This window comes from Actinacidiphila glaucinigra, from assembly GCF_035918135.1.
GTDB classification, from domain to species: domain Bacteria; phylum Actinomycetota; class Actinomycetes; order Streptomycetales; family Streptomycetaceae; genus Actinacidiphila; species Actinacidiphila glaucinigra.
In genome coordinates, this window is sequence record NZ_CP109144.1 from 5,532,876 (window position 1) to 5,558,132 (window position 25,257).

The 25,257-nt window shown below is 70.9% G+C and carries 27 protein-coding genes; 16 read left to right on the forward strand and 11 right to left on the reverse strand.

Annotated features, from left to right (window positions below; translation table 11 throughout):
• Positions 1 to 8 precede the first annotated feature (8 nt).
• From OIE69_RS24805 to OIE69_RS24825, 5 genes are read right to left on the reverse strand one after another with little or no spacing between them, the layout of a single operon-like run.
• Positions 9 to 980 (reverse strand): glycine betaine ABC transporter substrate-binding protein, encoded by a 972-nt coding sequence (locus OIE69_RS24805; protein ID WP_326575735.1) that lies wholly within the window; start codon positions 978 to 980, stop codon positions 9 to 11.
• Positions 980 to 1,873 (reverse strand): ABC transporter permease, encoded by an 894-nt coding sequence (locus tag OIE69_RS24810; protein WP_326575737.1) that lies wholly within the window; start codon positions 1,871 to 1,873, stop codon positions 980 to 982. Before OIE69_RS24810 ends, OIE69_RS24805 begins: the two co-directional genes overlap by 1 nt.
• Positions 1,870 to 3,111 (reverse strand): betaine/proline/choline family ABC transporter ATP-binding protein, encoded by a 1,242-nt coding sequence (locus OIE69_RS24815; protein ID WP_326575739.1) that lies wholly within the window; start codon positions 3,109 to 3,111, stop codon positions 1,870 to 1,872. Before OIE69_RS24815 ends, OIE69_RS24810 begins: the two co-directional genes overlap by 4 nt.
• Positions 3,104 to 3,751 (reverse strand): ABC transporter permease, encoded by a 648-nt coding sequence (locus OIE69_RS24820; RefSeq protein ID WP_326575741.1) that lies wholly within the window; start codon positions 3,749 to 3,751, stop codon positions 3,104 to 3,106. The genes OIE69_RS24815 and OIE69_RS24820 overlap by 8 nt, the downstream gene beginning before the upstream one ends.
• A 26-nt stretch (positions 3,752 to 3,777) precedes the next feature.
• Positions 3,778 to 4,254, reverse strand: a complete 477-nt coding sequence (locus OIE69_RS24825; protein ID WP_089225808.1) for an Lrp/AsnC family transcriptional regulator — start codon at positions 4,252 to 4,254, stop codon at positions 3,778 to 3,780.
• A 133-nt stretch (positions 4,255 to 4,387) separates the two neighbouring features.
• On the opposite strand from OIE69_RS24825, the gene hppD reads away from it, so the two are divergent.
• Complete coding sequence (gene hppD, locus OIE69_RS24830; RefSeq protein WP_326575744.1) at positions 4,388 to 5,533, forward strand: 4-hydroxyphenylpyruvate dioxygenase; 1,146 nt, start codon at positions 4,388 to 4,390, stop codon at positions 5,531 to 5,533.
• A gap of 209 nt (positions 5,534 to 5,742) precedes the next feature.
• Positions 5,743 to 7,110 carry an FAD-binding oxidoreductase gene (locus tag OIE69_RS24835; protein WP_326575746.1) on the forward strand — a complete coding sequence of 456 codons (1,368 nt, stop codon included), beginning with the start codon at positions 5,743 to 5,745 and terminating at the stop codon, positions 7,108 to 7,110.
• A 38-nt stretch (positions 7,111 to 7,148) separates the two neighbouring features.
• Here OIE69_RS24835 and OIE69_RS24840 read toward each other — a convergent pair whose 3' ends face one another.
• Positions 7,149 to 7,634, reverse strand: coding sequence for an SsgA family sporulation/cell division regulator (locus tag OIE69_RS24840; RefSeq protein WP_326575748.1), 486 nt, complete (start codon positions 7,632 to 7,634; stop codon positions 7,149 to 7,151).
• Between the two features lie 465 nt (positions 7,635 to 8,099).
• Between OIE69_RS24840 and OIE69_RS24845 the strand changes: the two genes are divergently transcribed.
• The 3 genes from OIE69_RS24845 to OIE69_RS24855 all read left to right on the forward strand — a co-directional run bounded on the left by OIE69_RS24845 (position 8,100) and on the right by OIE69_RS24855 (position 10,836).
• Positions 8,100 to 9,368 carry an RDD family protein gene (locus OIE69_RS24845; protein ID WP_326575750.1) on the forward strand — a complete coding sequence of 423 codons (1,269 nt, stop codon included), beginning with the start codon at positions 8,100 to 8,102 and terminating at the stop codon, positions 9,366 to 9,368.
• A 56-nt stretch (positions 9,369 to 9,424) separates the two neighbouring features.
• The gene (locus OIE69_RS24850; RefSeq protein WP_326575752.1) at positions 9,425 to 10,105 is read left to right on the forward strand and encodes an RDD family protein; all 681 of its coding nucleotides are present in this window, start codon (positions 9,425 to 9,427) and stop codon (positions 10,103 to 10,105) included.
• Positions 10,106 to 10,185: 80 nt separating this feature from the next.
• Positions 10,186 to 10,836 (forward strand): RDD family protein, encoded by a 651-nt coding sequence (locus OIE69_RS24855; protein WP_326575754.1) that lies wholly within the window; start codon positions 10,186 to 10,188, stop codon positions 10,834 to 10,836.
• Between the two features lie 72 nt (positions 10,837 to 10,908).
• Here the strand turns inward: OIE69_RS24855 and OIE69_RS24860 are convergent, their stop codons facing one another.
• Positions 10,909 to 11,190, reverse strand: a complete 282-nt coding sequence (locus tag OIE69_RS24860; RefSeq protein WP_326575756.1) for a hypothetical protein — start codon at positions 11,188 to 11,190, stop codon at positions 10,909 to 10,911.
• A 354-nt stretch (positions 11,191 to 11,544) separates the two neighbouring features.
• Here OIE69_RS24860 and OIE69_RS24865 point away from each other — a divergent pair, with 354 nt between their 5' ends.
• Both OIE69_RS24865 and OIE69_RS24870 read left to right on the forward strand, forming a co-directional pair.
• Positions 11,545 to 13,866 carry an immune inhibitor A domain-containing protein gene (locus OIE69_RS24865; protein ID WP_326575758.1) on the forward strand — a complete coding sequence of 774 codons (2,322 nt, stop codon included), beginning with the start codon at positions 11,545 to 11,547 and terminating at the stop codon, positions 13,864 to 13,866.
• A 75-nt stretch (positions 13,867 to 13,941) separates the two neighbouring features.
• Positions 13,942 to 14,259, forward strand: coding sequence for a hypothetical protein (locus OIE69_RS24870; protein WP_326575761.1), 318 nt, complete (start codon positions 13,942 to 13,944; stop codon positions 14,257 to 14,259).
• A gap of 21 nt (positions 14,260 to 14,280) precedes the next feature.
• Here OIE69_RS24870 and OIE69_RS24875 read toward each other — a convergent pair whose 3' ends face one another.
• Positions 14,281 to 14,877 (reverse strand): isochorismatase family protein, encoded by a 597-nt coding sequence (locus OIE69_RS24875; protein ID WP_326575762.1) that lies wholly within the window; start codon positions 14,875 to 14,877, stop codon positions 14,281 to 14,283.
• A 79-nt stretch (positions 14,878 to 14,956) separates the two neighbouring features.
• The gene (locus OIE69_RS24880; RefSeq protein ID WP_326575764.1) at positions 14,957 to 16,291 is read right to left on the reverse strand and encodes a nicotinate phosphoribosyltransferase; all 1,335 of its coding nucleotides are present in this window, start codon (positions 16,289 to 16,291) and stop codon (positions 14,957 to 14,959) included.
• Between the two features lie 83 nt (positions 16,292 to 16,374).
• Here OIE69_RS24880 and clpS point away from each other — a divergent pair, with 83 nt between their 5' ends.
• From clpS to OIE69_RS24920, 8 genes are all read left to right on the forward strand, one after another.
• On the forward strand, positions 16,375 to 16,686 hold the full coding sequence (clpS, locus tag OIE69_RS24885; protein ID WP_326575766.1) for an ATP-dependent Clp protease adapter ClpS: 312 nt from the start codon (positions 16,375 to 16,377) through the stop codon (positions 16,684 to 16,686).
• A 52-nt stretch (positions 16,687 to 16,738) separates the two neighbouring features.
• Complete coding sequence (locus OIE69_RS24890; RefSeq protein WP_326575768.1) at positions 16,739 to 17,305, forward strand: DUF2017 domain-containing protein; 567 nt, start codon at positions 16,739 to 16,741, stop codon at positions 17,303 to 17,305.
• Between the two features lie 304 nt (positions 17,306 to 17,609).
• Entirely contained in the window at positions 17,610 to 19,043 is a 1,434-nt protein-coding gene (locus OIE69_RS24895) for an amino acid permease (protein ID WP_326575770.1), read from the forward strand.
• Positions 19,044 to 19,144: 101 nt separating this feature from the next.
• A complete protein-coding gene (locus OIE69_RS24900) occupies positions 19,145 to 19,570 on the forward strand; it encodes a M67 family metallopeptidase (protein ID WP_326575772.1) in 426 nt (141 codons plus the stop codon).
• A 66-nt stretch (positions 19,571 to 19,636) separates the two neighbouring features.
• Positions 19,637 to 19,741, forward strand: coding sequence for a putative leader peptide (locus tag OIE69_RS24905; protein WP_322975702.1), 105 nt, complete (start codon positions 19,637 to 19,639; stop codon positions 19,739 to 19,741).
• Positions 19,742 to 19,803: 62 nt separating this feature from the next.
• Positions 19,804 to 20,109, forward strand: a complete 306-nt coding sequence (locus OIE69_RS24910; RefSeq protein ID WP_326575777.1) for a MoaD/ThiS family protein — start codon at positions 19,804 to 19,806, stop codon at positions 20,107 to 20,109.
• Complete coding sequence (locus OIE69_RS24915) at positions 20,109 to 21,059, forward strand: PLP-dependent cysteine synthase family protein (RefSeq protein WP_326575780.1); 951 nt, start codon at positions 20,109 to 20,111, stop codon at positions 21,057 to 21,059. The genes OIE69_RS24910 and OIE69_RS24915 overlap by 1 nt, the downstream gene beginning before the upstream one ends.
• A 228-nt stretch (positions 21,060 to 21,287) precedes the next feature.
• The gene (locus OIE69_RS24920) at positions 21,288 to 22,040 is read left to right on the forward strand and encodes an MBL fold metallo-hydrolase (protein ID WP_326575782.1); all 753 of its coding nucleotides are present in this window, start codon (positions 21,288 to 21,290) and stop codon (positions 22,038 to 22,040) included.
• A 76-nt stretch (positions 22,041 to 22,116) separates the two neighbouring features.
• On the opposite strand, the gene OIE69_RS24925 is transcribed toward OIE69_RS24920, so the two are convergent.
• Both OIE69_RS24925 and OIE69_RS24930 read right to left on the reverse strand, forming a co-directional pair.
• On the reverse strand, positions 22,117 to 23,370 hold the full coding sequence (locus tag OIE69_RS24925) for a PTS transporter subunit EIIC (RefSeq protein ID WP_326575784.1): 1,254 nt from the start codon (positions 23,368 to 23,370) through the stop codon (positions 22,117 to 22,119).
• Between the two features lie 120 nt (positions 23,371 to 23,490).
• Complete coding sequence (locus OIE69_RS24930) at positions 23,491 to 24,819, reverse strand: PTS transporter subunit EIIC (RefSeq protein ID WP_326575786.1); 1,329 nt, start codon at positions 24,817 to 24,819, stop codon at positions 23,491 to 23,493.
• Between the two features lie 139 nt (positions 24,820 to 24,958).
• On the opposite strand from OIE69_RS24930, the gene OIE69_RS24935 reads away from it, so the two are divergent.
• On the forward strand, positions 24,959 to 25,192 hold the full coding sequence (locus OIE69_RS24935) for a glucose PTS transporter subunit EIIB (RefSeq protein ID WP_018564026.1): 234 nt from the start codon (positions 24,959 to 24,961) through the stop codon (positions 25,190 to 25,192).
• The last annotated feature ends 65 nt before the right edge of the window (positions 25,193 to 25,257 follow it).

Sequence of the window (25,257 nt, forward strand, 5' to 3'; positions counted from 1 at the left end):
CGCGCCGCTCAGCCCGCCGTGATGAAGCCCTCCTCCACCAGCCACTCCTTGGCGACCTCGTGCGGGTCCTCGCCCTTCACGTCGACCTTGGCGTTGAGCTCCCGGCCGACATCGGTGGTCAGCTTCGCGGACAGCGGGTCGAGCAGTCCGCGGATGGCCGGCCAGCGCTCCAGCGCCTTGCTGTTGACGACGGGGGCGGCGTCGTAGTTCGGGAAGAAGTGCTTGTCGTCCTCCATCACCTCCAGGCCGAGGGAGGCGATCCGGCCGTCGGTCGTGTAGACCTCGCCGAGCAGGCACGAACCCGGCTTGGCGATCTGGGTGTAGATGATCCCGGTGTCCATCTTGCGGATGTTGGAGGAGGGCAGGTCCATGCCGTACGCCTTCGCCATGCCGGGCAGGCCGTCGTCCCGCGAGGCGAACTCGTTCTCCACGCAGAGGGTGACGGCCTCGGGGTCCTTCCTCGACAGGGCGGCCACGTCGGACAGTGTCCGCAGCCCGTACGGGCGGTTCTTCTCCGGGCTGATGGCCAGGGCGTAGGTGTTGTCCAGGGTGGACGGCCGCAGCCAGGTGATGCCGTTGCGCCGGTCGGCGTCCCGGACGGCCCGCCACTGCTCCACCGGGTCGGCGATGGGCTTGTCGTTGCCCAGATAGGTGATCCAGGCGGTGCCCGTGTATTCGTACATGGCGTCCGCCGCACCGGACTTGATCGCCTCGCGCGCGCCGATGGAGCCCTGGATGTTGGTGCGGTCCAGCACCTCGGCGCCGGCCGCCTTGAAGACCAGGCCGATCATCGAGCCCAGGATGATCTGCTCGCTGAAGCTCTTGGACGTCACCGTGAGCGAGGCGCCCTTGAGGGGCAGTCCCCTTCCCAGGGAGCCGGGGCGCACGTCGTCGACGAGCGGGCTGCCGCTCTTGAGCCCGCAGCCCGGGGCGCAGGCGAGCAGCACCAGGAGGCCCGCCGCCAGGACCCGGCGGCGCATCAGCCCGTCTCCAGGCCGTGCGGACGCAGCAACTGCTCGGCCAGCGACGCCAGCCAGTCCACCAGCAGGGCCAGCACCACGGTGAGCACCGAACCCAGCACGAGCACCGGCATGCGCTGCGTGACGATCCCGGTGGTGATGATGTCGCCGAGCCCGCCGCCGCCGACGAAGGTGGCGAGCGTGGCGGTGCCCACGTTCAGCACGAGCGCGGTGCGCACGCCCGCCAGGATCAGCGGTACGGCCAGCGGGAGTTCGATCCGCGACAGCGTCCCGGCCGCCGACATCCCGATGCCGCGCGAGGCCTCGATCAGGGTGGGGTCGATGGCCCGCAGTCCCGCCATGGTGTTGGACAGCACCGGCAGCACCGCGTAGACCACCATGCCGACCAGCGCCGTACCGGGTCCGATGCCCAGCCAGACGACCAGCAGCGCCAGCATCCCGATGGCGGGCGTGGCCTGTCCGATGTTGGCGATCGCCGTCACCACCGGCGCGGCCGGACGCAACCGCCGCCGGGTCAGCGCGACGCCGAGCGGGACGGCGATGACCAGCACCCAGAACGTGGAGATCGCGGTGAGCTTGACGTGCTGCCACAGCCGCACCCGGACGGTGTCGCCGACGAGGGCGTTCTCGGCGATGGAGTCGAGGGTGATGCCGGTGATCCACAGATAGGTGGCGAGCAGGACGAGGGCGAGCACGACCGGGGTGACCAGCAGCCTGCGCCAGGTCAGCCGGCGTCCCGGCGTCCCGGCGGTCGGCCGCGCGGCGGGCCGGCCGCCGGGGCCCCCGCCGTCCGCGGGTTCCTCCGGGCCGGCCGGGCCGCGCCCGGACCCGGGAGCCGCCGCGGGACCGCCGGGGCCGCCCGTCCCGCCCGGCGGTCCGGCGCCGGCGCTCATGCCCGCTCCCCCGGTTCGTGGTCGGCGCCCTCCTGCTCGGCCCGGGTCTGCGGGGCGCGCAGCTCCTCCAGATCGTGCCGGTGCTCCAGGGCCGCCAGCCGGTCCTCCTCCAGCAGTTCGTGCACCGAGTTGAGCAGCGTCTCCATGTCCACCACCCCGGTGAACTCGCCGCGCCGGCCGGTCACCGCGACCCGTCCGCTGCTGTCGGTGAGCACCGCCTCCAGGGCGTCCCGCAGGGTCGCGTCCCGGGTCACGGTGTCGCCCACCAGCGTCCCGGCGCGGGCGAGCGAGCCCTTGGCGCGCATCAGGTCGCCGCGCCGCAGCCACTTGTAGGGGCGGCCCCTGCGGTCCAGCAGCAGCAGTTCGTTGGTCGTGGTCGCCTCCCGCAGCCGGTCGAAGATCGACTGCAGGGGGTCGTCCAGGCGCACCGTCGGGAAGTCGGCGACGCCCACGTCCCGCACCCGGGTCAGGTTGAGCCGCTTCAGGGCGGCGCCGGCGCCGACGAAACCGGAGACGAAGTCGTCGGCCGGATTGGTCAGGATCGCCTCGGGGGTGTCGAACTGGGCGATGTGCGAGCGCTCCCGCAGCACCGCGATGCGGTCCCCGAGCTTGATCGCCTCGTCGAAGTCATGGGTGACGAAGACGATCGTCTTGTGCAGTTCGTGCTGCAGCCTGATCAGTTCGTCCTGGAGGTGGTCACGGGTGATCGGGTCGACGGCGCCGAAGGGCTCGTCCATCAGCAGCACCGGGGGGTCGGCCGCCAGCGCGCGTGCCACCCCGACGCGCTGCTGCTGACCGCCCGACAGCTGGCGCGGGTAGCGGCCCCGGAACTCCCGCGGGTCCAGCCCCACCAGGTCCAGCATCTCCTCGACGCGGTCCCGGACCCGCGCCCTGGACCAGCCCACCATCCGGGGGACGAGGGCGATGTTCTCGGCCACCGTCATGTGCGGGAACAGCCCGGAGGACTGGATCGCGTAGCCGATCTTGCGGCGCAGCTTGACCGGGTCCATGTGGGTGACGTCCTCGCCGCCGATGCGGATGCGGCCGGAGGTCGGCTCGATCAGCCGGTTGATCATCTTCAGCGTGGTGGACTTCCCGCACCCGGAGGGCCCGACGAAGATCACCGTCTCGCCGGCCCCGATCTCCATGCTCACACCGTCCACGGCCGGGTCCGCGCTGCCCGGGTAGCGCTTGGTCAGCTGCTCCAGTTCGATGGTCGCGCCCGATGCCTCAGCCACGGATCCCCCGGGGAATGGTGAGCCGCCCGAGCAGCACGTAGCAGGCGTCGAAGAGCAGCGCCAGGACGACGATGCCGATCGTCCCGGCCAGCACCTGGTTGAGCGCGTTGGCGCTGCCCAGGGAGGCGATCCCGCGGAAGATCTCGTTGCCGAGCCCCGGCCCGGAGGCGTACGCCGCGATCGCCGCGATGCCCATCAGCATCTGCGTCGCGACCCGGATGCCGGTCAGGATCGGCGGCCACGCCAGCGGCAGCTCGACCCGCGCCAGGGCCGCCGTCCGGGACATGCCGATGCCGCGGGCCGCGTCGACCAGCGCCGGGTCCACCCCGCGCAGCCCCACGATCGCGTTGCGGACCACCGGCAGCAGCCCGTACAGCGTCAGCGCCGTCACCGTCGGGGGGACGCCGAGCCCCAGCCAGGGGATGAGCAGGCCGATCAGCGCCAGGGAGGGGATGGTGAGGACCGTCGCGGTGGAGGTGACGGCCAGGGCCGCGGCCCAGTCGCGCCGGTAGGAGAGCACCCCGATCGCCACCCCGATCGCGGTCGCCAGCACCATGCACTGGAAGACCAGGCTGGCCTGCTGGTACGTGTCGATCAGCAGCTGCTCGTGCCGGCTGGCGAGGTACTCCCAGAAGCTCACCCGGCATCACCCCTGCCGTCCCTCGGCTATGTGTCCGCGTCCTGTGCCGCCTGCTCGACCAGCGGGATGATCCGCAACGGGACCGGGTTCTCCATGACGATCGCCGTGGAGGCCCGCACGATGCCATCAAAGCCCACAACCCGGTCGATCACACGTTGGAGATCGGCGTTCGAGCGGGCCACCAGCCGGCACAGCATGTCCCCCTGCCCGGTCGTGGTGTGCAGTTCCAGCACCTCCGGGACGCCGGCCAAGTGCGCGCGTACGTCCTGGCCTTGCCCCTGCTTGATCTCCAGCGTCGCGAAGGCCGTCACCGGGTAGCCCAGCGCGGCCGGGTCCACCTGCGGCCCGAAGCCGCGGATCACCCCATTGGCCTGAAGCCGGTCCAGCCGTGCCTGCACGGTCCCGCGCGCCACCCCCAGGCGGCGCGAGGCCTCCAGCACGCCGATCCGCGGCTCCTCGGCGAGCAGCTTGATCAGCCGTCCGTCCAGCCGGTCGATCCCCATGGCACCCCAGTCCCTCCTGTGACGGTGGTCACCGTGCACAGAATGCCGCCTGTTTTCGCGGTCACGCTGTACAGAGTGCCCAGTCGATCAGGAAACTATTGCGCACCTTGAGGTGCCGGGCGAGGCTGCTGCCATGACTGAGACCCTGGATCACACTTCCCCCACCCCCGGCGACGCGGACCCGTTCCCGGTCAAGGGAATGGACGCGGTCGTCTTCGCGGTGGGCAACGCCAAGCAGGCCGCCCACTATTACTCGACCGCGTTCGGCATGAAGCGCGTGGCCTACTCCGGACCGGAGAACGGCAGCCGCGAGACCGCGTCCTACGTCCTGGAGTCCGGGAGCGCCCGCTTCGTCTTCACCTCCGTCGTCAGGGCCGCCACCGACCACGGCCGCTTCCTCGAGGAGCACGTCGCCGCCCACGGCGACGGCGTCGTGGACCTGGCCCTGGAGGTGCCCGACGTCCGCGCCGCATACGACTACGCCCTCGCGCACGGCGCCACCGGCCTGGAGGAGCCCCACGAGGCCGGCGACGAGTACGGCACCGTCGTGCTGGCCGCCATCGCCACCTACGGCCAGACCCGCCACACCCTGGTCGAGCGCGGCGCCTACAAGGGCCCGTACCTGCCCGGCTACGTCGCCGCCGAGCCGATCGTGGAGCCGCCGGCCAAGCGGTTCTTCCAGGCGATCGACCACTGCGTCGGCAACGTCGAGCTCGGCAGGATGAACGACTGGGTGACCTTCTACAACCGCGTCATGGGCTTCACCAACATGAAGGAGTTCGTCGGTGACGACATCGCCACCGAGTACTCGGCCCTGATGTCCAAGGTCGTCGCGGACGGCACGCTGAAGGTCAAGTTCCCCATCAACGAGCCCGCGATCGCCAAGAAGAAGTCCCAGATCGACGAGTATCTGGAGTTCTACGGCGGCCCGGGCGTCCAGCACATCGCCCTCGCCACCAACGACATCGTCGCCTCGGTCCGTGCCATGCGCGCCGCGGGCGTCGAGTTCCTCGACACCCCCGACTCGTACTACGACACCCTCGGCGAGTGGGTCGGCGACACCCGTGTCCCGATCGACACCCTGCGTGAGTTGAAGATCCTGGCAGACCGGGACGAAGACGGCTACCTGCTGCAGATCTTCACCAAGCCTGTCCAGGATCGCCCGACCGTCTTCTTCGAAATGATCGAGCGACACGGTTCGATGGGCTTCGGCAAGGGCAACTTCAAGGCGCTCTTCGAAGCGATCGAGCGCGAGCAGGAGCGTCGCGGCAACCTCTGATCGCCACCGCCGCGGACTCCGGCGCCGGACCATGCCTCCACGGGGGAGGGGCGTGGACCGGTGCCGGCCGCCGTCGGAAGACGACCCGGGATTTCCGCAGGGCCGTCACGACCGTCCGGGCCCCACCATCCGTACGGACACCCGGAACGCCGCGAGCCGCGCGGTGACGTGATCTTCCCCGGGCGGCGGCGCGGTGCGAAGCTGGACCCATGGGCGATCTCATCGACCGGCTGCGCGCCGGACTCCCCGACGAGGCCATCCTCGCCGATCCCGACGTCACCGCCTCCTACGCCAACGACATGGCCAGCTTCTGCCCGGCCGGAGCGCCCGCGGTGGTCGTCCTGCCGCGCACCGTGGAGCAGGTCCGGCACGTCATGCGGACCGCCACGGCGCTGCGGGTGCCCGTCGTGCCGCAAGGGGCCCGTACCGGCCTGTCGGGCGCCGCCAACGCCTCCGACGGCTGCATCGTGCTCTCCCTGACCAAGATGGACCGCATCCTGGAGATCGACCCCGTCGACCGCGTCGCCGTCGTCGAGCCGGGCGTCGTCAACGCCGCCCTGTCCCGAGCCGTCGCCGAGCGGGGCCTGTACTACCCGCCGGACCCTTCCAGCTGGGAGCAGTGCACCATCGGCGGCAACATCGGCACCGGCTCCGGCGGCCTGTGCTGCGTCAAGTACGGGGTCACCGCCGAGTACGTGCTCGGCCTGGAGGTCGTCCTGGCAGACGGGCGGCTGCTGCGCACCGGCCGCCGCACCGCCAAGGGCGTGGCCGGCTACGACCTGACCCGGCTGTTCGTCGGCTCCGAGGGCAGCCTCGGCATCGTGGTGCGGGCCGTGCTGGCGCTCAAGCCCGCGCCGCCCGCCCAGTTGGCGCTGGTGGCGGAGTTCGGCTCGGCCGAGGCGGCCTGCGCGGCGGTCTGCGACATCATGGCCGGCGGCCATGTGCCCTCGCTGCTGGAACTGATGGACGGCACCACCGTGCGCGCGGTCAACGAGATGACCAGCATGGGACTGCCCGAGTCCACCGAGGCGCTGCTGCTCGCGGCCTTCGACACCCCCGACCCGGCCGCCGACCTGGCCGCGGTGGGGGAGCTGTGCACCGCCGCCGGGGCGACGCAGGTGGTGCCCGCCGAGGACGCGGCGGAGTCCGAAATGCTGCTGCAGGCACGGCGGATGGCGCTTCCCGCACTGGAACGGGTCTCCACGGCCACGATGATCGACGACGTGTGCGTGCCGCGCGGCAGGCTCGCCGCGATGCTCGACGGGGTCGCGGCGATCGCCCGCAAGCACGACCTGACGATCGGCGTGTGCGCGCACGCCGGGGACGGCAACACCCACCCGGTGGTGTGCTTCGACGCCGCCGATCCCGAGGAGTCCGGACGGGCCCGCGAGTCCTTCGACGAGATCATGGCGCTCGGCCTGGAGCTCGGCGGCACGATCACCGGGGAGCACGGCGTGGGGGTCCTGAAGAAGGAGTGGCTGGCGCGCGAACTCGGCCCGGTGGGCATGGAGATGCAGCGCGGCATCAAGGCAGTCTTCGACCCGCTCGGCATCCTCAACCCGGGCAAGGTGTTCTGAGCCCCGGCTCCGGTCGCCGGGCCCCGCGGGCCGTCGCCTCAGGCGTCCGGCGGCTCGTCGGAGCCGTGCCAGGGGTCGCGCGTGCGGCGCTCGTCGCGCGCGCCCTCGCCGGCGGCCGGGGCCAGCAGCTCGTCCAGCCGCTCGTCCATGGACAGGTGGTCCAGCTCCGTCCCCGGCGGAACCGCCCGCAGCGTGCGCTCCAGCCACGCCGCCACCGGGTGCGAGGACGCCTCCAGCAGGGCGGTGCCGTCCGGCGAGCTGAGGGCCATGCAGATCACGCTCCGCCCGTCCGTCTTGGTCGGCCAGATCCGCACGTCACCGTGCCCGCTCGGCCGGAACACCCCCTCGACCAGCAGCTCCCGGGCGAAGGTCCAGTTGACGGGGCAGTCCGAGCCGATGTGGAAGGTGATGTGCACGGCGAAGGGATCCGCCGACCGGTAGACCAGCCTGGCCGGGACGGCGACACTGCGCTCGGGCGACAGCACCAGGTGCATCTCCAGCTCGCGTTCGACCACGGTGTGCATCTCGTCGTCCTTTCCTCGGCGCGAAGGCCCCTGGCGGTGCTGCGCGGCGGGTGCTGCGCGGGGCCCGCACCGGGAGAGAGCGCATGCGGCCTTCACCATTACGCGGGTTCCGGGGATCGGGAGGACTTTTCCCGAAGGCCCGGCACACGCGAGATGGATGCGGTACACACGGAACGTCGCCGTCCGCCCCGACTGGGGGTGCGTCCGGTCGTGCGACGGTCCTCCCCTTCCCGTTCCCGCCCCCGCCGCGCCCACGGCTCCGCGGCGCGCACGTCCCCGTCCGTCCGAGGCGGTGTCAGTTCGGAAGCGTATCGGTTCGGTAGCCGGGATTTGCCCCGGAATGCCGATCCTCGCCCATGGATCGTTTCTTTCGTCCGCCCGACGCGTTCTTCGTTAGTGTCCTCCTTGCACGCCGGGGGACGGCGGGCTGGTCGAGCGTGTCGGTCGTGAGGGGAGTTGTCACGGATGACCTCCGGTAGCAGCGGCGGGAGTCTGCCCGGTCCCGGGTACTACCCGGACCCGTCCATCCCGGGCTACATCCGGTACTGGAACGGCTCCTCGTGGGTGCCCGGCACGAGCCGTCCCGCGCCGCAGCCCGGGGAGGACCTCGCGCCGCCGTCCGGTGCCGCCGTGGCCGCGGCCGGGCCCGCGCTGGCGCCGCCGCCCGCGCCCCCCGTGCCGGAGGCCCCCGAGGCGGCCGCGACACCGCGGACCCCGGCGCTGGAGGAGTCCGGGCCGATGTTCCTGGACGAGGACCCGCGGGCGCCGCGGGCCGAACGCGGACCCGAGACCGTCACCGGGCTGCAGGCACAGCAGGCGCAACCGCGGGAGCCGCGTCAGGAGTTCCGTGCGGAGCCCGCCCCGGAGCGGGCGTGGGCCGCCGACCCGGCCCGGCAGGACCCCTCGCCCCGCGTGTCGTGGGGCACCCCCGAACGCGGGGGGCAGCCTGCCGCACCGGCGCAGGCCGCCGCCCCCGCTCCGGCCCCGGCACGGACCCCCGCCCCCGCTCCCTCGCCGGCTCCCGCGCCCGCCCCCGCCCCCGCCCGCGCGGCCACCGCGCCGGCGGCCGCTGCCACCGCGTCCGCGCCGACCGAAAGCGCCGTGCCCGGGCAGCAGTCCGCGCCCGTCCCGTGGGCGCAGCAGGTGCACGACCTGGCCCGTCAGGTCCCGTCGCAGGGCGGTGAGGGCGGCGCGCCCGCGCCGTGGCGGCCGGTCGCCGACGACCCGTTCGCCTCCGCGCAGGAACAGGCGCGCCCCGCCTCGCCGGGGAAGCGGCTGGTGGCCCGGCTGGTCGACACCGTCGTCATGGGCGCGGTCGTCGCGGCGGCCGCGGTGCCGCTGGGGACGGCGGCGTACGAGCACCTGCGCGACAAGGTGGACGCCGCCCGGCTGACCGGCGAGGAGGTGACGGTCTGGCTGGTCGACGGCACGACGGGTGTGCAACTGGGCATCGTGGCGGCCGTCGTGCTCGTCACCGGGCTGCTGTACGAGGTCCTGCCCACCGCCAAGTGGGGCCGCACCCTCGGCAAGAAGCTGCTCGGCCTGCGCGTGCTGGACATCGAGAGCCAGTACGAGCCCGGCTTCGGGCAGGCGCTGCGCCGCTGGCTCACCCACACGGTGCTGGACGTGCTCGTGATCGGCTTCCTCGGGCTGATGTGGTGCCTCTTCGACCGGCCGTGGCGGCAGTGCTGGCACGACAAGGCTGCGCGCACCTTCGTGGCCCGCGAGCGCTGACACCCGAACGGCCCCCGCCGGAGGCGCGGCCGAATCGTCCGGGTTTCACTCGGGGCATGAGCACCGACCAGCCCGAGGACCCGTTCGCCAAGCCGCCCCGGGAGCCGTCCGGGCCCGCGCAGCCGCCGCCCGGGCAGTCACCGCCGCCCGGCGGGCAGCCGTACCCGCCGCCCCCGCACCAGCCCCCGCCCGGCGGCTCGCCCTACGACCAGCCGCCCCCGGGCTACGGCGGCGGCGACCCGTATGCGGGCGGTCCGTATGCGAGCGGCCCCTACGGGGCGGGCGAGCCCGATCCCCTGGCGGGAATGCCCCCGCTGGCGAACCGGGGGCGCAGGCTGGTCGCGCGCATCGTCGACGGGCTGATCATCGGCATCCCGGTCTACGGCCTCACCGGGCTGATCTGGAACTACGACTACAACGCCACCGGCGCGCTGTTCTCCCAGGGCGTGATCTACGCCGTGATCTACCTGGCCTACCAGGTGTTCATGCTCACCCGGTACGGGCAGAGCCTCGGCAAGAAGCTCCTCAGGGTGCGCGTCGGCATGCTCACCGACGGCACCAACCCGACGACCCCGGCGGCACTGAAGCGGGAGTCGGTCTACTCCCTGGTCCCGATCATCCCGTGCTGCGGTGAGATCTTCTGGATCATCGAGGTGCTCTGGTGCACCTGGGACAAGCCCTATCGCCAGTGCCTTCACGACAAAGCAGGGCAAACCGTGGTGGTTTCGGTGGAGTAAGGCACACTGTGGGGTGATCGTCGCAGGGCCGTGACCATCGGCGTCTATGCGCCGTCATGCCCGGCTGATTTACTCACTCCATGAGTTCGAATCAACCGCCTGGCTACGGTTACCCGCAGGGCGGCTCGGGGGACCAGAACCCGTACGGCCAGCAGCCGTACGGGCAGCAGCAGCCCCAGGGCCAGAACCCTTACGAGCAGCAGCCGTTCCCGCAGCAGCAGCCCTACGCCTATCCGCAGCAGGGGCCCGGCTACGGCCAGATGCCCATGGACCCGGCCCTGGCGGGCATGCCCCCGCTGGCCGGCAGCGGCCAGCGCTTCGTCGCGCGGCTCATCGACGGGGTGATCTTCCTCGTCCTCGCGTTCGTCCTGTTCGCGGTCTTCGGCGCGTCGTTCACCGACCCCGACGACCTTGGCAAGGTCGCGGTGGTGTCGCTCCTCGTCGGCATCGCCAGCTTCCTCTACGAAGCGCTGATGCTGAAGTCCAGCGGCCAGACCATCGGCAAGAAGGTCATGAAAATCCGCGTGGCGCGGCTTGCCGACGGCGGCGTCCCGGGCAACGCGGCCTGGGCCCGCGCCGGTACGTACGCGGGTGCGAGCGTCGTCGGCAACGTGATCCCCTGCGTGGGCTTCGTTGTGCCGCTGCTCAACGCCCTGTGGCACCTGTGGGACAAGCCGTACCGCCAGTGCTGGCACGACAAGGCGGCCAAGACCGTCGTCGTCAAGGTCTGACGCGCACGTCGAACACGACGGCCCCGGAGCGGACGCTCCGGGGCCGTCGATGTGTTCGGGGGGTGCGGCGCATCAGCGCCGCAGCGAGTGCTCGCCCAGTCGGGCCTCGGCGGAGCCGCGGACGCGGGGCCGGGGGACCGGGTGCCGCTCGACGGGGAGTTCGCGCTTGGTGCGGCGCGTGCCGGCCGGGATCGCCGCCGTCACGGCGACCAGGACGCCGAGCGCCAGTCCCGCCGCGGCGATGACCGCCACCGCGACGCCCGATCTCGCCTCGGAGAGCAGCAGCATCGCGAGCGTGGAGAGCACCACGGTCGCGGAACCGTAGGTCAGCTGGGCGGGGGTGGGACGTGGCATGGCTGATCCGTCCTCATATGCGTCGATTGTGGCGGAGCGTCGGCCAGGGCCGTCTTCCGGGTGGTGCGGACGTGGCACGCCAACCACCGACCCTACGGTGCGAGATGCCCGCACGGAACGCCTGGTAAGCGTGACCTAACCCACGGTGCGGAAGCACGGGGGGCGCACGGGGTCGCATCGCGATCTTCCCGGGCCCAACGAAGATGCGGCAAAAGGTACTTGCTCAGGCCGCGGTGTCCGCTATGCGCAACGGACCGGTCGCTCACCGTACTTGTCGGTCATGGTCAAGTCAAGATCTGTCTTTTCAGGCGTCACTCCGGTGCAATGGCTTCACCCTAGGGAGGTCATTACATCGTGAAAAGCCAACGACGGACCATCAGATCCGCCGCTCTGGCCGTGGCGATCGCCGCAATAGGCGCCACCGCCTTCCCCGTCGCGGCAGCCCAGGCCGACCCGCAGGCCGGTCGTGTCGTGCGGCACGACCCGGCGAAGGCGGAGCGTGTCGAGCACGATCTGAAGGGCCCGCTGAGCGACCGCCAGGCCGCCCAGCGCCAGCAGGCGATCGAGCAGGTCATCTCGGGCAAGTCCAAGGTCGAGGAGCGCGGCTCCTCGGACGTGGTGAAGCTCGGCCGGAACAAGTACGTCGAGCTCGCGCGCGAGAAGACCGACAAGATCTTCGTGATCCTCGCGGAGTTCGGCGGCAAGACCGACCCCGCGTACGGCGGCACGCCCGGTCCCGCGCACAACGAGATAGCCAAGCCCGACCCGCGCAAGGACAACAGCACGGAGTGGCAGGCCGACTACAACCGGCAGCACTTCCAGGACATGTACTTCTCGAAGGCCAAGGACACGGAGTCCATGGCCAAGTACTACGAGAGGCAGTCCTCCGGCCGCTACTCGGTCGCCGGCGAGGTCGCCGACTGGGTCAAGGTCGACTGGAACGAGGCCCGGTACGGCAGCAACAAGTGCGACACCTGCACCTGGAACCTCGTCGCGGACGCGGTGAACAAGTGGGTCGCCGCGCGCAAGGCCGCCGGTGACAGCCCCGCCACGATCAAGGCGAAGCTGGCCGAGTACGACCAGTGGGACCGCTACGACTACGACGGCGACGGCAACTTCAACGAGTCCGACGGCTACATCGACCACTTCCAGATCGTGCACGCCGGCGAGGACGAGTCCGCCGGCGGCGGCGCCCAGGGCGAGGACGCGATCTGGGCCCACCGGTGGTACGCCTTCGGCACCGACCAGGGAGCCACCGGCCCGGAGGGCAACCTGCTCGGCGGCACCCAGATCGGCGACACCGGCGTCTGGGTCGGCGACTACACCGTCCAGCCGGAGAACGGCGGCCTCGGCGTCTTCGCCCACGAGTTCGGCCACGACCTCGGTCTGCCGGACCACTACGACACCACCAACACCGCCGAGAACTCCACCGGCTTCTGGACGCTGATGTCGTCCGGTTCGTGGCTGGGCACCGGCAAGGACGCGATCGGCGACCTGCCCGGCGACATGACGGCCTGGGACAAGCTGCAGCTGGGCTGGCTGAACTACGCCACCGCCAAGGCCGGCAAGATCTCGGCCACCACCCTGGGTGTCGCGGAGTACAACACCGCGAAGAAGCAGGGCCTGGTCGTCACGCTCCCGAAGAAGACCGTGACCACCGCGCTGACGGCCCCGGCCGAGGGTGCGAAGCAGTGGTGGAGCGGCAAGGGCAACGACCTGAGCAACACGCTCACCCGTGACGTCGACCTCACCGGCAAGACCTCGGCGAGCCTGTCCCTCAAGGGCTGGTACGACATCGAGGAGAACTACGACTACCTCTACACCGAGGTGTCCACCGACGGCGGCTCCACCTGGACCGCCCTCGACGGCACCATCGGCGGCGCCCCGCTCCCGCGCGACGCCAGCGACAAGCCCGCCCTGACCGGCACCGCGGCCTCCTACCAGGACATGGTGGTCCCGCTGGACGCCTACGCGGGCCAGTCGGTCAAGCTCCGCTTCCGCTACCAGTCCGACGGCGGCGTGGCCCAGAAGGGCTTCCTCGCCGACGGGATCACCCTGACCGCCGACGGCGCGACCGTGCTCAGCGACGGCGCCGAGTCCGGTGACAACGGCTGGACCGCGAAGGGCTTCTCGATCAAGGGCGCCACGTTCTCCGAGGACTACGCGCAGTACTACATCGCGGAGAACCGGCAGTACGTCTCCTACGACAAGACCCTGAAGGTCGGCCCCTACAACTTCGGGTGGGCCACCACCAAGGAGAACTGGGTCGAGCACTACGCGTACCAGAACGGCCTGCTGATCTGGCTGTGGGACACCTCGCAGGACGACAACAACGTCAGCGAGCACGCCGGTTCCGGCCGTATCCTCCCGATCGACGCCCACCCCAAGGCGCTGAAGTGGAAGGACGGCACGCTCATGCGCAACCGCGTGCAGGCCTACGACTCCACGTTCACCAGGGCCCGCACCGACGCGATCACCCTGCACAAGGAGGGTGTCGCCACCAAGATCGCGAGCCAGCCGGGGGTCCCGGTCTTCGACGACAGGAACTCCTACTGGTCGTCGGCGAACCCCACCGGCAGCGTGAAGGTCTCCCCGACCAACACGCGCATCACGATCCTTCACGAGGCCAGGGACGGCAGCACCGTCACGGTGATGGTCGGCCCCTCCAAGAAGTGATCACGCACCGCTCGAAGTGACCTGATCGGCCCCCGTCCCCTGGTGGACGGGGGCCGATCCGCTCACCATGTCCGTATGGCCAGCGGCGGTTTCACCAGACTTCCCAGCGGCGTCGTCGTCGTGGCCCTCCGGTTGCCCTCGCCCGGCGGGGCCCCGGACGAGTACATAAGGGTGCTCGTCGTCGCGGTCAACCGCCAGCGCGCGCTGACCCGCCTGCGCAACCTCGGCTTCCGCACCGTCCGCCTCGTCGGCAACATGGAGCCCCCGACGTCCGACGAGATCAACGCCGTCCTCCACCACCCCGACGGCCTCGTCTGGCGCCGTATCCCCTCGGCCCCCGCCGGCCCCTGGCAGTCGATCGCGGCACTGCTGGGCCCGACCGTCCGCCGCTGAACCCGGGCGGGCCCCCGGGCGTCAGGCCTGTTCGCGGACGACCGGCTTCCCGGACAGTTCGGCGCCGGCCGCGCGCAGCTCCGCCAGGGCCCGCTCGGTCGTCGCGGCCATGACGCCCGCCGTCAGGTCGAGCAGCACCCGGGTGCGGAAGCCCTCCCGCACGGCGTCCAGCGCGGTCGCCCGTACGCAGTGGTCGGTGGCGATGCCGACCACGTCGACCTCGGCCACGTGGCGCTCGCGCAGCCACTGGGCCAGCCCGGTGCCGTTCTCGTCGGCGCCCTCGAAACCGCTGTAGGCGCCTGCGTACGCGCCCTTGTCGAAGACCGCCTCCACCGCGCCGGAGGCGACCGCCGGCGCAAAGTTGGGGTGGAAGCCGACCCCCTCGGTGCCGGCGACGCAGTGCCGCGGCCAGGTGTGGACGAAGTCGGGGCGCTCGGCGAAGTGGTCGCCGGGGGAGACGTGGTGGTCGCGGGTGGCCACGACGTGCCGGTAGCCGGCTGTGGCGTCCCCGACGAGGTCGGTGATGGCGGCGGCGACCTCGGCGCCGCCGGCGACCGCCAGGCTGCCGTCCTCGCAGAAGTCGTTCTGCACGTCCACGACGATCAGTGCGCGGTGCATGGCCTTCGGTCCTTTCCCGTCGTTGTCGCTTGTCGACTGCGGTGAGCGGTGCCCCGCCGCGGCGGGGCACCCCGCGGGATCAGTGGGTGATGTACTCGGTGTGCAGCACCGGCTCGCCGCGCGACAGCTGGGTCGCGGACAGCGGCAGTCCGGCGCGGGTCTCGATGTGACGGGTACGGGCGGCGTCCAGCGGCTCGCGGTGCACGGTCTCGCCGCCCAGCACCAGCGGCACCAGCAGCTGCCGGTCCGCCAGCGGCCCCGGCACCGGCCCGGTGCCGATCACCTCGGCCTCGGCGACCCCGTCGGCGTCCAGCCTCCGGGCCGCCCACTTGCGCCCGCCGATGCTGGTCTTGCCGCCCATGGACTTCTTGGCGACCGGCACCAGGGGCGCGCCGGGGTCGTCGGAGGTGGCGCGGGCGACCAGCTTGTAGACCATCGAGCAGGTCGGCTGCCCGCTGCCGGTCACCAGGGAGGTGCCGACCCCGTACGCGTCGACGGGCGCCGCGGCCAGTGAGGCGATCGCGTACTCGTCCAGGTCGGAGGTCACCACGATCCGGGTGTTCCTCGCGCCCAGGTCGTCCAGCTGCTGCCGCACCCGGTGGGCGAGCAGCAGCAGGTCCCCGGAGTCGATGCGCACCGCCCCGAGCCCGGGTCCGGCGATCTCCACGGCGGCCCGGACGGCCGACGCCACGTCGAAGGTGTCGACCAGCAGGGTGGTGCCGGGGCCGAGCGACTCGACCTGGGCGGTGAAGGCGTCCCGCTCGTCGTCGTGGAGCAGGGTGAAGGCGTGCGCGCTGGTGCCGATGGTCGGCAGGCCGTAGCGGAATCCGGCGGCCAGGTTGCTGGAGGAGGCGAAGCCCCCGACGTAGGCGGCGCGGGAGGCCGCCACCGCCGCCAGCTCGTGGGTGCGGCGGGCACCCATCTCCATCAGCGGCCGGCCCGCCGCGGCCACGGCCATCCGGGAGGCGGCGGCCGCGATCGCCGAGTCGTGGTTGAGGATCGACAGCACCACCGTCTCCAGCAGCACCGCCTCGGCGAAGGTGCCCTCGATCCGCATGATCGGCGAGCCGGGGAAGTACACCTCGCCCTCGGGATAGCCGTGGACGTCGCCGCGGAAGCGGTAGTCGGCCAGCCACTCCAGGGTGGGCGCGTCCACCACCCGCTCCCGCTCCAGGAAGGACAGGATCCGGTTGTCGAAGCGGAAGTTCTCCACCGCGTCCAGCACCCGGCCGGTGCCGCACACGACCCCGTACCGCCGCCCCTCGGGCAGCCGGCGGGTGAACACCTCGAACACCGAACGGCGGTGGGCGGCGCCGCTGCGCAGCGCGGCCTGCAGCATGGTCAGCTCGTACCGGTCGGTGAACAGCGCGGTGGAGGGGACCATGACGGGCAGCCCCGGGTCTGCAGTGCTCATGTCTGTGGATGCTACCCCCAACTCTCGTCAGAGTGACGATTTCTCGGGGGCCGGTTTCCCTGCGGGCACCGTCTGGTGACAGCATGGGTCACGTGAGTGTCGCCCCCGCAGAGATCGAACGGACCGAGTCGAGCGAGGCCCCCTTCGAGGTGCCGTCACCGGACGTTCCCTGGGTGACTGTCGTCCACAACGACCCGGTCAATCTGATGAGCTACGTGACCTATGTCTTCCAGGCGTACTTCGGCTACCCGAAGGACAAGGCCACCAAGCTCATGCTCGACGTGCACCACAAGGGCCGCGCCGCGGTGTCCAGCGGCACGCGCGAGGAGATGGAGCGCGACGTGCAGGCCCTGCACGGTTACGGGCTGTGGGCCACTCTGACGCAGGACCGCTGAGGCCGCGAGACCACCGAGACCACCGAGCCCCTGAGGGACGGCTGATACAGACATGCCCGGGTACTTCCAGACCGCTGCCGGAGGCGGCGCCGCCGTCGCACTCGACGAGGTCGAGATCTCCATCCTGCGCAGCCTGGCCGTGCAGCTCCTGGAACTGATCGGCCCCGGCGAACCCGCCGGCGGCGCCGAACCGGCCGACCCGCTGGCCGAACTGTTCGCCGAGGGCCCCACCCGGCCCCCGCAGGACCCGGCGCTCGCCCGGCTGTTCCCGGACGCCTACGAGGAGGAGGCGGACTCCTCGGACTTCCGCCGCTACACCGAGATCGACCTGCGCGCCCGCAAGCGCGACGACGCCCTCGCCGTCGTCCGCAGCCTCGACGCGCTCACCCCCGGCGGTGACGGGGGAGCGGTGCTGACCCTCGACACCGCGCAGGCCCGCCAGTGGCTGGGCACCCTCAACGACCTGCGGCTGACCATGGGGACCCGGCTGGAGGTCAGCGACGACGAGGACAGCGAGCTGTACCGGCTGCCGGACTCCGACCCGCGCAAGCCGCTCGTCATGGCCTACCTCTGGCTCGGCGCGCTCCAGGAGAGCCTCGTGGAGACCCTCATGCCGTGATCCGCAAGGGCGTCCGTTCGCTCAGACGACGCTCAATTCCGGATAACGATCACATCACCCCGCTCGACCGCATTCCCATTCGGCGCACCTTTTGTCTGCTCCTCCCTGTGTCGTATGCCACATTTGCGCTGCGTGCCCGGCGCACACCCCGTGATACGAATCCTCGACCACCGGCCGTGACGCCACCCCTGTCGCGGTCGGTCGCGTGGCCGGCTGACCCCGGCGTGCACCTCCACCATCCGGGGGGATCGGAACCCGATCCGGGCCGTCGCGGCCGGACGGGCATGGAGAAAGGCACAGCACCATGACCTCGACGCAGGTCGAGCAGTACGAATCCGGCGGCGGCGCCACGGGGACCGCGCCGGAAGAGGGCTACAAGCGCGGACTCAGCGCCCGTCAGGTCCAGATGATCGCGATCGGCGGTGCCATCGGCACCGGCCTGTTCTACGGGTCCAGCACGGGCATCGCCAAGATCGGACCCAGCCTGATCGCCTGCTACGCGGGCGCCGGCATCGTCATCTTCTTCATCATGCGGGCCCTCGGCGAGCTCCTCACCTACCGCCCCACCTCCGGCAGCTTCGCCGACTACGCCCGCGAGTTCTTCGGGCCGTTCGCCGGCTTCGCCACGGGCTGGTCGTACTGGGCCCTGTGGGTCACCGCCTGCATGTCCGAGGTCACCGTCGCGGGCGCCTACATCAACTTCTGGTGGCCGTCGGTCCCGGTCTGGTCCACCGCCGCGGCCGCCCTCGTGGTGCTGTTCGTCGCCAACCTCGTCTCCGTCAAGATCTTCGGCGAGCTGGAGTTCTGGTTCTCCACGATCAAGGTCACCGCGATCATCGCGATGATCGTCATCGGCGTCGGCATCCTGACCTTCGGCTTCTCCTCCGCCGGCGACACCGCCTCCGTCACCCACCTGTGGGCCGACGGCGGCTTCGCGCCCAGCGGCGCCTGGCAGGCCATGCTCGCCATGCAGGGCGTGATCTTCGCCTACCTCGGCGTCGAACTCGTCGGCATCACCGCCGGCGAGGCCGAGAACCCCAAGCAGACCCTGCGCAAGGCGATCAACACCCTCCCGGTCCGCATCGGCATCTTCTACGTCGGCACGCTGATCGTCCTGCTGTCGGTCTTCTCCTGGACCAAGTACACCCCGGGCGTCAGCCCCTTCGTCCAGGTCTTCGTCCAGGTCGGCATCCCCGGCGCCGCCGGGATCATGAACTTCGTGGTCCTCACCGCCGCCCTGTCCTCCTGCAACTCCGGCATCTACTCCACCGGCCGCATGCTGCGCGGCCTGGCCGTCAACGGCGAGGCGCCCAAGGCCGTGGCGAAACTCAGCGACCGGCAACTCCCGCTGCCCGCCCTCGTCATGTCCACCCTCGTCATGGGCACCGGCGTGATCGTCAACGTCGTCTCCCCGGACAAGGCGTTCGTCTACATCACCTCCGTCGCGACCTGCGCCGGCCTGTGGACCTGGATCATGATCCTCGCCGCGCACCTGCGCTACCGCGCCAAGGTCCGCGCCGGTCTGCTGCCCGCCTCCGACTTCCGCATGCCGGGCGCCCCGGTCACCAACTGGATCGCCATCGTGGCGCTGCTGTCCGTCGTCGTCCTGATGGCGACCGACGCCGACACCCGCCTCGGCCTGTACGTGTGGCTCGTCTGGTCGGCCGTGCTCTGCGTCGGCTACCTGGTCCTCAGGCGCCGCACCCCCGGAGACACCGCGGCCCCCGCCCGGGGATAGCCCCGGGGAACCGACCGGGCCGGCGGCCGCCGTACACCCCCGTACGGCGGCCGCCGCGCTCGCAACGGGGCCCGTACACGCACCCCTTTATCCTGACGACCATGCTGACCATCACCCGTGCCCTGCACGACGCACTCGTCGCCCACGCGCGCGCCGACCACCCGGACGAGGCCTGCGGCGTGATCGCGGGGCCGGCCGGCGGCGGCCGGCCCGAACGGCACATCCCGATGCTCAACGCGGCCCGCTCGCCCACGTTCTACGAGTTCGACTCCACCGACCTGCTGAGGCTCTACCGCGAACTCGACGACCGCGACGAGGAGCCGGTGGTCATCTACCACTCCCACACCGCCACCGAGGCCTACCCCTCGCGCACCGACATCTCCTACGCCAACGAGCCCGGCGCCCACTACGTGCTGGTCTCCACCGCCGACACCGACGACGCCGGCCCCTTCCAGTTCCGCTCGTTCCGCATCCTGGACGGCGAGGTCACCGAGGAGCCCGTCGAGATCGTCGACTCCTACATCTGAGACGTGACGGTCCGCATCCTGGGACGCCCATCTCTGGAGCCCCGGGGGAATCGATACGATGACCCCATGGTTTCCCTCGACGTGAGCGACAAGGCGCCGGGCACGCTGCTCGTGGCGCGGCTGCACGTCGACCTGTGCCGCCTCGCCAGCGCGGCATGTCCGTGCGCCTGAGCACCGCCAGCCCGCGCATCCCCGCCTTCCCGCCGTACTCACGCACCCCTTGGAGCCGACGCATGGCCATCGAGGTCCGCATCCCGACCATCCTCCGCACCTACACCGGCGGCGCCAAGGCCGTCGAAGGCAGCGGCAGCACCCTCGACGAACTCCTCGCCGACCTCGAGACCCGCCACACCGGCATCCGCGAGCGCATCGTCGACGCGGGCGAACTGCGGCGCTTCGTGAACGTCTACCTCAACGACGAGGACGTCCGCTTCCTCGACGGCATCGCCACCAAGCTCGCCGACGGCGACAGCGTCACCATCCTCCCGGCCGTCGCGGGCGGCAGCGGTCTGCCGGCCGACCGCGTCGGCGGGCGCTGATGCGGTACGACAGCCCGCTGGCAGCCGTCGGCAACACCCCGCTGGTACGGCTGCCGCGCCTGTCCCCCTCCGCCGAGGTCTCCGTCTGGGCCAAGCTGGAGGACCGCAACCCCACGGGCTCCGTCAAGGACCGCCCGGCCCTGCACATGATCGAGCAGGCCGAGCGCGCCGGACGCCTCACCCCGGGCTGCACGATCCTGGAGCCCACCTCCGGCAACACCGGCATCTCGCTCGCCATGGCGGCCAGGCTCAAGGGCTACCGCATGGTCTGCGTCATGCCCGAGAACACCTCGTCCGAGCGGCGCGAGCTGCTCACGATGTGGGGCGCCGAGATCATCCCCTCCCCGGCCGTCGGCGGCTCCAACACCGCCGTCCGCGTCGCCAAGGAACTGGCCGCCGAGCACCCCGACTGGGTGATGCTCTACCAGTACGGCAACCCGGACAACGCCGGCGCCCACTACGCAGCCACCGGTCCCGAGATCCTCGCCGACCTCCCCTCCGTCACCCACTTCGTCGCCGGACTCGGCACCACCGGCACCCTCATGGGCGTCGGCCGCTACCTGCGCGAGAAGGTCCCCGGCGTGCAGATCGTCGCCGCCGAGCCCCGCTACGACGACCTCGTCTACGGACTGCGCAACCTCGACGAGGGCTTCATCCCCGAGCTCTACGACGAGTCCGTCCTCACCACGCGCTTCTCCGTCGGCTCCGAGGACGCCGTCCGCCGCACCCGCGAACTGCTCCAGCAGGAGGGCATCTTCGCGGGCGTCTCCACCGGAGCCGCCCTGCACGCCGCCCTCGGCGTGGCCCGCAAGGCCGAACGCGCCGGAGAGCACGCCGACATCGTGTTCGTCGTCGCCGACGGCGGCTGGAAGTACCTGTCGACCGGCATCTACACCGCCGAGTCGACCGAGGCGGCCGTCGCCGCCCTGCACGGCCAGCTCTGGGCCTGACCCTCCTCCCACGGCGCCCTCGTCCCGTCGGACTTCCGGCGACGAGGGCGCCGTACTGGTGATTCCGCCCACAACGGAGCTCCGCGGAGGAGCAGGCACACGCCGTGCGCCTTACGCTCAAGAGCACATGGCGGGTCGCTCCCGCCCCTCCCCCCTCCCCCTGCGGAGCGGGGGCGTCGTGGCGCGCCACCGCAAGACCCCCGGAACAATCCACGGAGGTTTCTGCACATGAAGCTCACCGTCGTCGGCTGCTCGGGTTCGTTCCCGTCCGCGGAATCGGCCTGCTCGAGCTACCTCATCGAGGCCGACGGCTTCAGGCTGCTCCTCGACATGGGCAACGGTGCCCTCGGCGAGCTGCAGCGCCACTGCGGTCTCTACGACCTCGACGCCATCCTGCTCAGCCATCTGCACGCCGACCACTGCATCGACATGTGCGGGTACTTCGTCGCGCGCTACTACCGGCACGAGGGCGGCCCCGCCCACGCCATCCCCGTCTACGGGCCCGAGGGCACCGAGCGGCGGCTGGCCAGCGCGTACGGGGACGTGCCCGACGAGAAGTGCATGAGCGAGGTCTTCGACTTCCGCACCCTCGAACCCGGCACCTTCCGCCTCGGCCCCTTCACCATCACCGCGGACGTCGTCAGCCACCCCGTCGAGGCGTACGGCTTCCGTGTCGAGCACGCCGGTCGCGCCATCACCTATTCGGGTGACACCGGCCCCTGCGACGCGCTGCAGACCCTCACCGAGGGCACCGACCTCTTCCTGTGCGAGTCCTCCTTCACGTACGGCAAGGAGGACATCCCCGATCTGCACCTCAACGGCCGCGAGGCCGGCCAGTACGCGGACCGCGCGGGCGCCGGGCGCCTGGTGCTCACCCACATCCCGCCGTGGACCGACCCGCGGATCGCCCTCGAGCACGCCCGCGAGGTCTACGACGGCCCTGTCGAGGTGGCGAAGGCCGGCGCGGTCTACGAGGTCTGACCGTCCCGCCCCCGAGCAGCACGAAGCCCCCGGAACCAGGTGGTTCCGGGGGCTTCGGCGTGTGCTCCGTCGGGCGCTACGCCTTGACGAGGTCCTCGTTCTCCTCCTCGGGCTCCCGGCCCGGGGTGGGGAGGTCGAACTTGGTGATCGCGAAGCGGAAGACCACGTAGTAGACCACCGAGAAGACCAGGCCGATCGGGATGATCAGCCATGGCTTGGTCGACAGGTTCCAGTTGAGCAGGTAGTCGATGGCGCCGGCCGAGAATGTGAAGCCCGTGTGCACCCCGAAGGCCCAGGTCACGGCCATGGAGACCGCCGTGAGCACCGCGTGGATCGCGTACAGCAGCGGTGCGATGAACATGAAGGAGAACTCGATCGGCTCGGTCACACCGGTCACGAAGGAGGTCAGCGCCAGCGAGAGCATCATGCCCATGACGGCCTTGCGGCGCTCCGGGCGGGCCGTGTGCGCGATGGCCAGGGCGGCGGCGGGCAGGCCGAACATCATGATCGGGAAGAAGCCGGTCATGAACTGTCCGGCGTGAGGGTCCCCGGCGAAGAAGCGGGTCAGGTCGCCGTGGACGACGGTGCCCGCGGAGTTGGTGAAGTCACCCAGCTGGAACCAGGCCACCGAGTTCACGAACTGGTGCATGCCGATGGGGATCAGGCCACGGTTGATCAGGCCGAACAGCGCAGCGCCGAAGGAGCCGAGATCGGTCACCTGCTCGCCGAACTTGCTGATGCCCTCGCCGATGGGCTCCCACACCAGACCGAAGAAGACGCCGACCAGGACGCCGACGAACGCCATGATGATCGGTACCAGCCGGCGGCCGTTGAAGAAGCCGAGCCAGTCCACCAGCCGCTTGCGGTGGTAGCGCTGCCACAGGACGGCGGACAGCAGGCCCATGATGATGCCGCCGAGGACGCCCGGATTGTTGTACGTCGCGGCTATGTCCGCGCCTGCCTGGACCTTGGCCTCCGTGACGGGGAAGGCCTTGAGCACGTTGCTGTAGACCAGGAAGCCGACCAGCGCCGCGAGCGCGGTCGAGCCGTCGGCCTTCTTGGCGAAGCCGATCGCGACGCCGATGCAGAACAGCAGCGGCAGGTTGTCGAACACGGCGCCGCCGGCGGTCGCGAACACCGACGCGACCTTGTCCCAGCCGAGGCCGTCCGCGCCGAACACGTCAGGCTGGCCGAGACGGAGCAGAATGCCCGCCGCCGGCAGGACGGCGATCGGCAGCTGCAGGCTCCGGCCGATCTTCTGCAGGCCCTGGAAAAGGCCGGAGCCCCACTTCTTCGCTGCGGGGGCCGCCGATGCGGTGGCGGTTGTCATGGGGGGTCCTCCTGGTCTAAACCACCGAGTGGTGTAGACCAGTATTAACATGTAAGCAACGCGTCAAGGAAAGCTTCCTCCGGTGTGGTCTAGACCACAATCCCGAGCGTGGTCCCGCGGCTACGCCTTGACGTTGTCCCGTTCCATCCCCTCCGCGACCTCCTCCGGCTCACGTCCGGGCGTCGCCAGGTCGAACCTGGTGATCACGAAGCGGAAGAGCGCGTAGTACACCGCCGCGAAGACCAGCCCGATCGGGACGATCAGCCACGGCTTCGTCGCGAGGTTCCAGTTGATGACGTAGTCGATCAGCCCCGCCGAGAACGTGAACCCGTCGTGCACGCCCAGGCCCCACGTCACCGCCATGGACACCCCGGTCAGCACCGCGTGGATCGCGTACAGCGCCGGCGCGACGAAGAGGAACGAGTACTCGATCGGCTCGGTGATGCCCGTCACGAACGAGGTCAGCGCCACCGACAGCATCAGCCCCCCGACCTCCTTGCGGCGGGACGGACGCGCGCAGTGCGTGATCGCCAGGGCCGCGGCCGGCAGGGCGAACATCATGATCGGGAAGAACCCCGAGGTGAACTGCCCGGCCGTCGGGTCACCCGCCAGGAAACGCGTGATGTCCCCGTGCACCACCGTCCCGTCCGGCTTGGTGAAACTGCCGAACTGGAACCACACGAAGACATTGAGGAACTGGTGCAGGCCCACGGTCAGCAAGGCCCGGTTCGCCACCCCGAAGATCCCCGCCCCGTACGAGCCGAGGTCCGTGAGCCACTGGCTGAACGCGGTGAGACCGGCGCCGACCGGCGGCCAGACGAACACGCACAGCACCGCGAAGACGATCGCGACGAACGCCATGATGATCGGCACGAGGCGGCGCCCGTTGAAGAAGCCCAGCCAGTCCACCAGCTTCGTGCGGTGGTAGCGCTGCCAGAAGAAGGCGGTCAGCAGCCCGATCACGATCCCGCCGAACACCCCCGGGTTCTGGTACGCCGCGGGCGCCGCCTCCGCCGGCGTCCCCGGCGGGATGCACGCCCCGCTGATGGTGCTCGTCGCCAGGAAGGCCGTCCCCTTCGGGCAGTCCTGGGGGAACTGGTGCAGCACCCCGTAGTAGACGAGGAAACCCGCGACCGCGGCCAGCGCCGTCGAGCCGTCCGCCTTCTTCGCCATGCCGATCGCGACGCCCACCGCGAACAGCAGCGGCAGCCCCAGCGAACCGTCCAGCAGGGCGCCGCCCGCGCCGTCGAAGACATCGGCCACCGCGTTCCAGCCCAGGCCCTGGGGGCCGAAGACGTCGTCCTGGCCCAGCCGGTTCAAGATGCCCGCCGCCGGCAGCACCGCGATCGGCAGCTGCAGGCTGCGCCCCATCTTCTGCAGCCCCTGGAACAGCACGGAACCCCACGTCCGGCTCGGACGCGGGGCGGCCGCGGCGGCGTCCGAACCCATGGGAGCACCTCCCGGCAGGTAATGTGGTGTAGACCAGTTGCGGCGCGGCTGGGACACTCATGCATCCCCGCAAAACCGGTCCATCACTGCATTACGGTGTGAAATCGGACCGAACGGCCGAGACCAACCAGGAGTACAGATGGCCAGCAAGGCAGAGAAGATCGTCGCCGGGCTCGGCGGGCTCGACAACATCGAAGAGGTCGAGGGCTGCATCACCCGTCTCCGCACCGAGGTCAAGGACGCCTCGCTCGTCGACGAGGCCGCGCTCAAGGCCGCCGGAGCCCACGGCGTCGTCAAGATGGGCACCGCCATCCAGGTCGTCATCGGCACCGACGCCGACCCCATCGCCGCCGACATCGAGGACATGATGTGACCCGGCGCTGACCGCCGGACCACCCCCACCTCACCCGCAAGGGGCCCGTTCCCGAACCGGCACGG

Bases quoted from the DNA above. Each gene is read 5' to 3' on its own strand.
- OIE69_RS24900 (WP_326575772.1), top strand. From the start codon at position 19,145: ATGCTGACCATCACCCGTGCCCTGCACGACGCACTCGTCGCCCACGCG.
- OIE69_RS24835 (WP_326575746.1), top strand. From the start codon at position 5,743: ATGGGCGATCTCATCGACCGGCTGCGCGCCGGACTCCCCGACGAGGCC.
- OIE69_RS24875 (WP_326575762.1), bottom strand. From the start codon at position 14,877: ATGCACCGCGCACTGATCGTCGTGGACGTGCAGAACGACTTCTGCGAG.
- OIE69_RS24935 (WP_018564026.1), top strand. From the start codon at position 24,959: ATGGCCAGCAAGGCAGAGAAGATCGTCGCCGGGCTCGGCGGGCTCGAC.
- OIE69_RS24805 (WP_326575735.1), bottom strand. From the start codon at position 980: ATGCGCCGCCGGGTCCTGGCGGCGGGCCTCCTGGTGCTGCTCGCCTGC.
- OIE69_RS24840 (WP_326575748.1), bottom strand. From the start codon at position 7,634: ATGCACACCGTGGTCGAACGCGAGCTGGAGATGCACCTGGTGCTGTCG.
- OIE69_RS24850 (WP_326575752.1), top strand. From the start codon at position 9,425: ATGAGCACCGACCAGCCCGAGGACCCGTTCGCCAAGCCGCCCCGGGAG.
- OIE69_RS24920 (WP_326575782.1), top strand. From the start codon at position 21,288: ATGAAGCTCACCGTCGTCGGCTGCTCGGGTTCGTTCCCGTCCGCGGAA.
- OIE69_RS24910 (WP_326575777.1), top strand. From the start codon at position 19,804: ATGGCCATCGAGGTCCGCATCCCGACCATCCTCCGCACCTACACCGGC.
- OIE69_RS24855 (WP_326575754.1), top strand. From the start codon at position 10,186: ATGAGTTCGAATCAACCGCCTGGCTACGGTTACCCGCAGGGCGGCTCG.
- OIE69_RS24925 (WP_326575784.1), bottom strand. From the start codon at position 23,370: ATGACAACCGCCACCGCATCGGCGGCCCCCGCAGCGAAGAAGTGGGGC.
- OIE69_RS24810 (WP_326575737.1), bottom strand. From the start codon at position 1,873: ATGAGCGCCGGCGCCGGACCGCCGGGCGGGACGGGCGGCCCCGGCGGT.
- OIE69_RS24845 (WP_326575750.1), top strand. From the start codon at position 8,100: ATGACCTCCGGTAGCAGCGGCGGGAGTCTGCCCGGTCCCGGGTACTAC.
- OIE69_RS24860 (WP_326575756.1), bottom strand. From the start codon at position 11,190: ATGCCACGTCCCACCCCCGCCCAGCTGACCTACGGTTCCGCGACCGTG.
- OIE69_RS24880 (WP_326575764.1), bottom strand. From the start codon at position 16,291: ATGAGCACTGCAGACCCGGGGCTGCCCGTCATGGTCCCCTCCACCGCG.
- OIE69_RS24890 (WP_326575768.1), top strand. From the start codon at position 16,739: ATGCCCGGGTACTTCCAGACCGCTGCCGGAGGCGGCGCCGCCGTCGCA.
- OIE69_RS24895 (WP_326575770.1), top strand. From the start codon at position 17,610: ATGACCTCGACGCAGGTCGAGCAGTACGAATCCGGCGGCGGCGCCACG.
- OIE69_RS24930 (WP_326575786.1), bottom strand. From the start codon at position 24,819: ATGGGTTCGGACGCCGCCGCGGCCGCCCCGCGTCCGAGCCGGACGTGG.
- OIE69_RS24825 (WP_089225808.1), bottom strand. From the start codon at position 4,254: ATGGGGATCGACCGGCTGGACGGACGGCTGATCAAGCTGCTCGCCGAG.
- OIE69_RS24905 (WP_322975702.1), top strand. From the start codon at position 19,637: ATGGTTTCCCTCGACGTGAGCGACAAGGCGCCGGGCACGCTGCTCGTG.
- clpS (WP_326575766.1), top strand. From the start codon at position 16,375: ATGGGTCACGTGAGTGTCGCCCCCGCAGAGATCGAACGGACCGAGTCG.
- hppD (WP_326575744.1), top strand. From the start codon at position 4,388: ATGACTGAGACCCTGGATCACACTTCCCCCACCCCCGGCGACGCGGAC.
- OIE69_RS24915 (WP_326575780.1), top strand. From the start codon at position 20,109: ATGCGGTACGACAGCCCGCTGGCAGCCGTCGGCAACACCCCGCTGGTA.
- OIE69_RS24870 (WP_326575761.1), top strand. From the start codon at position 13,942: ATGGCCAGCGGCGGTTTCACCAGACTTCCCAGCGGCGTCGTCGTCGTG.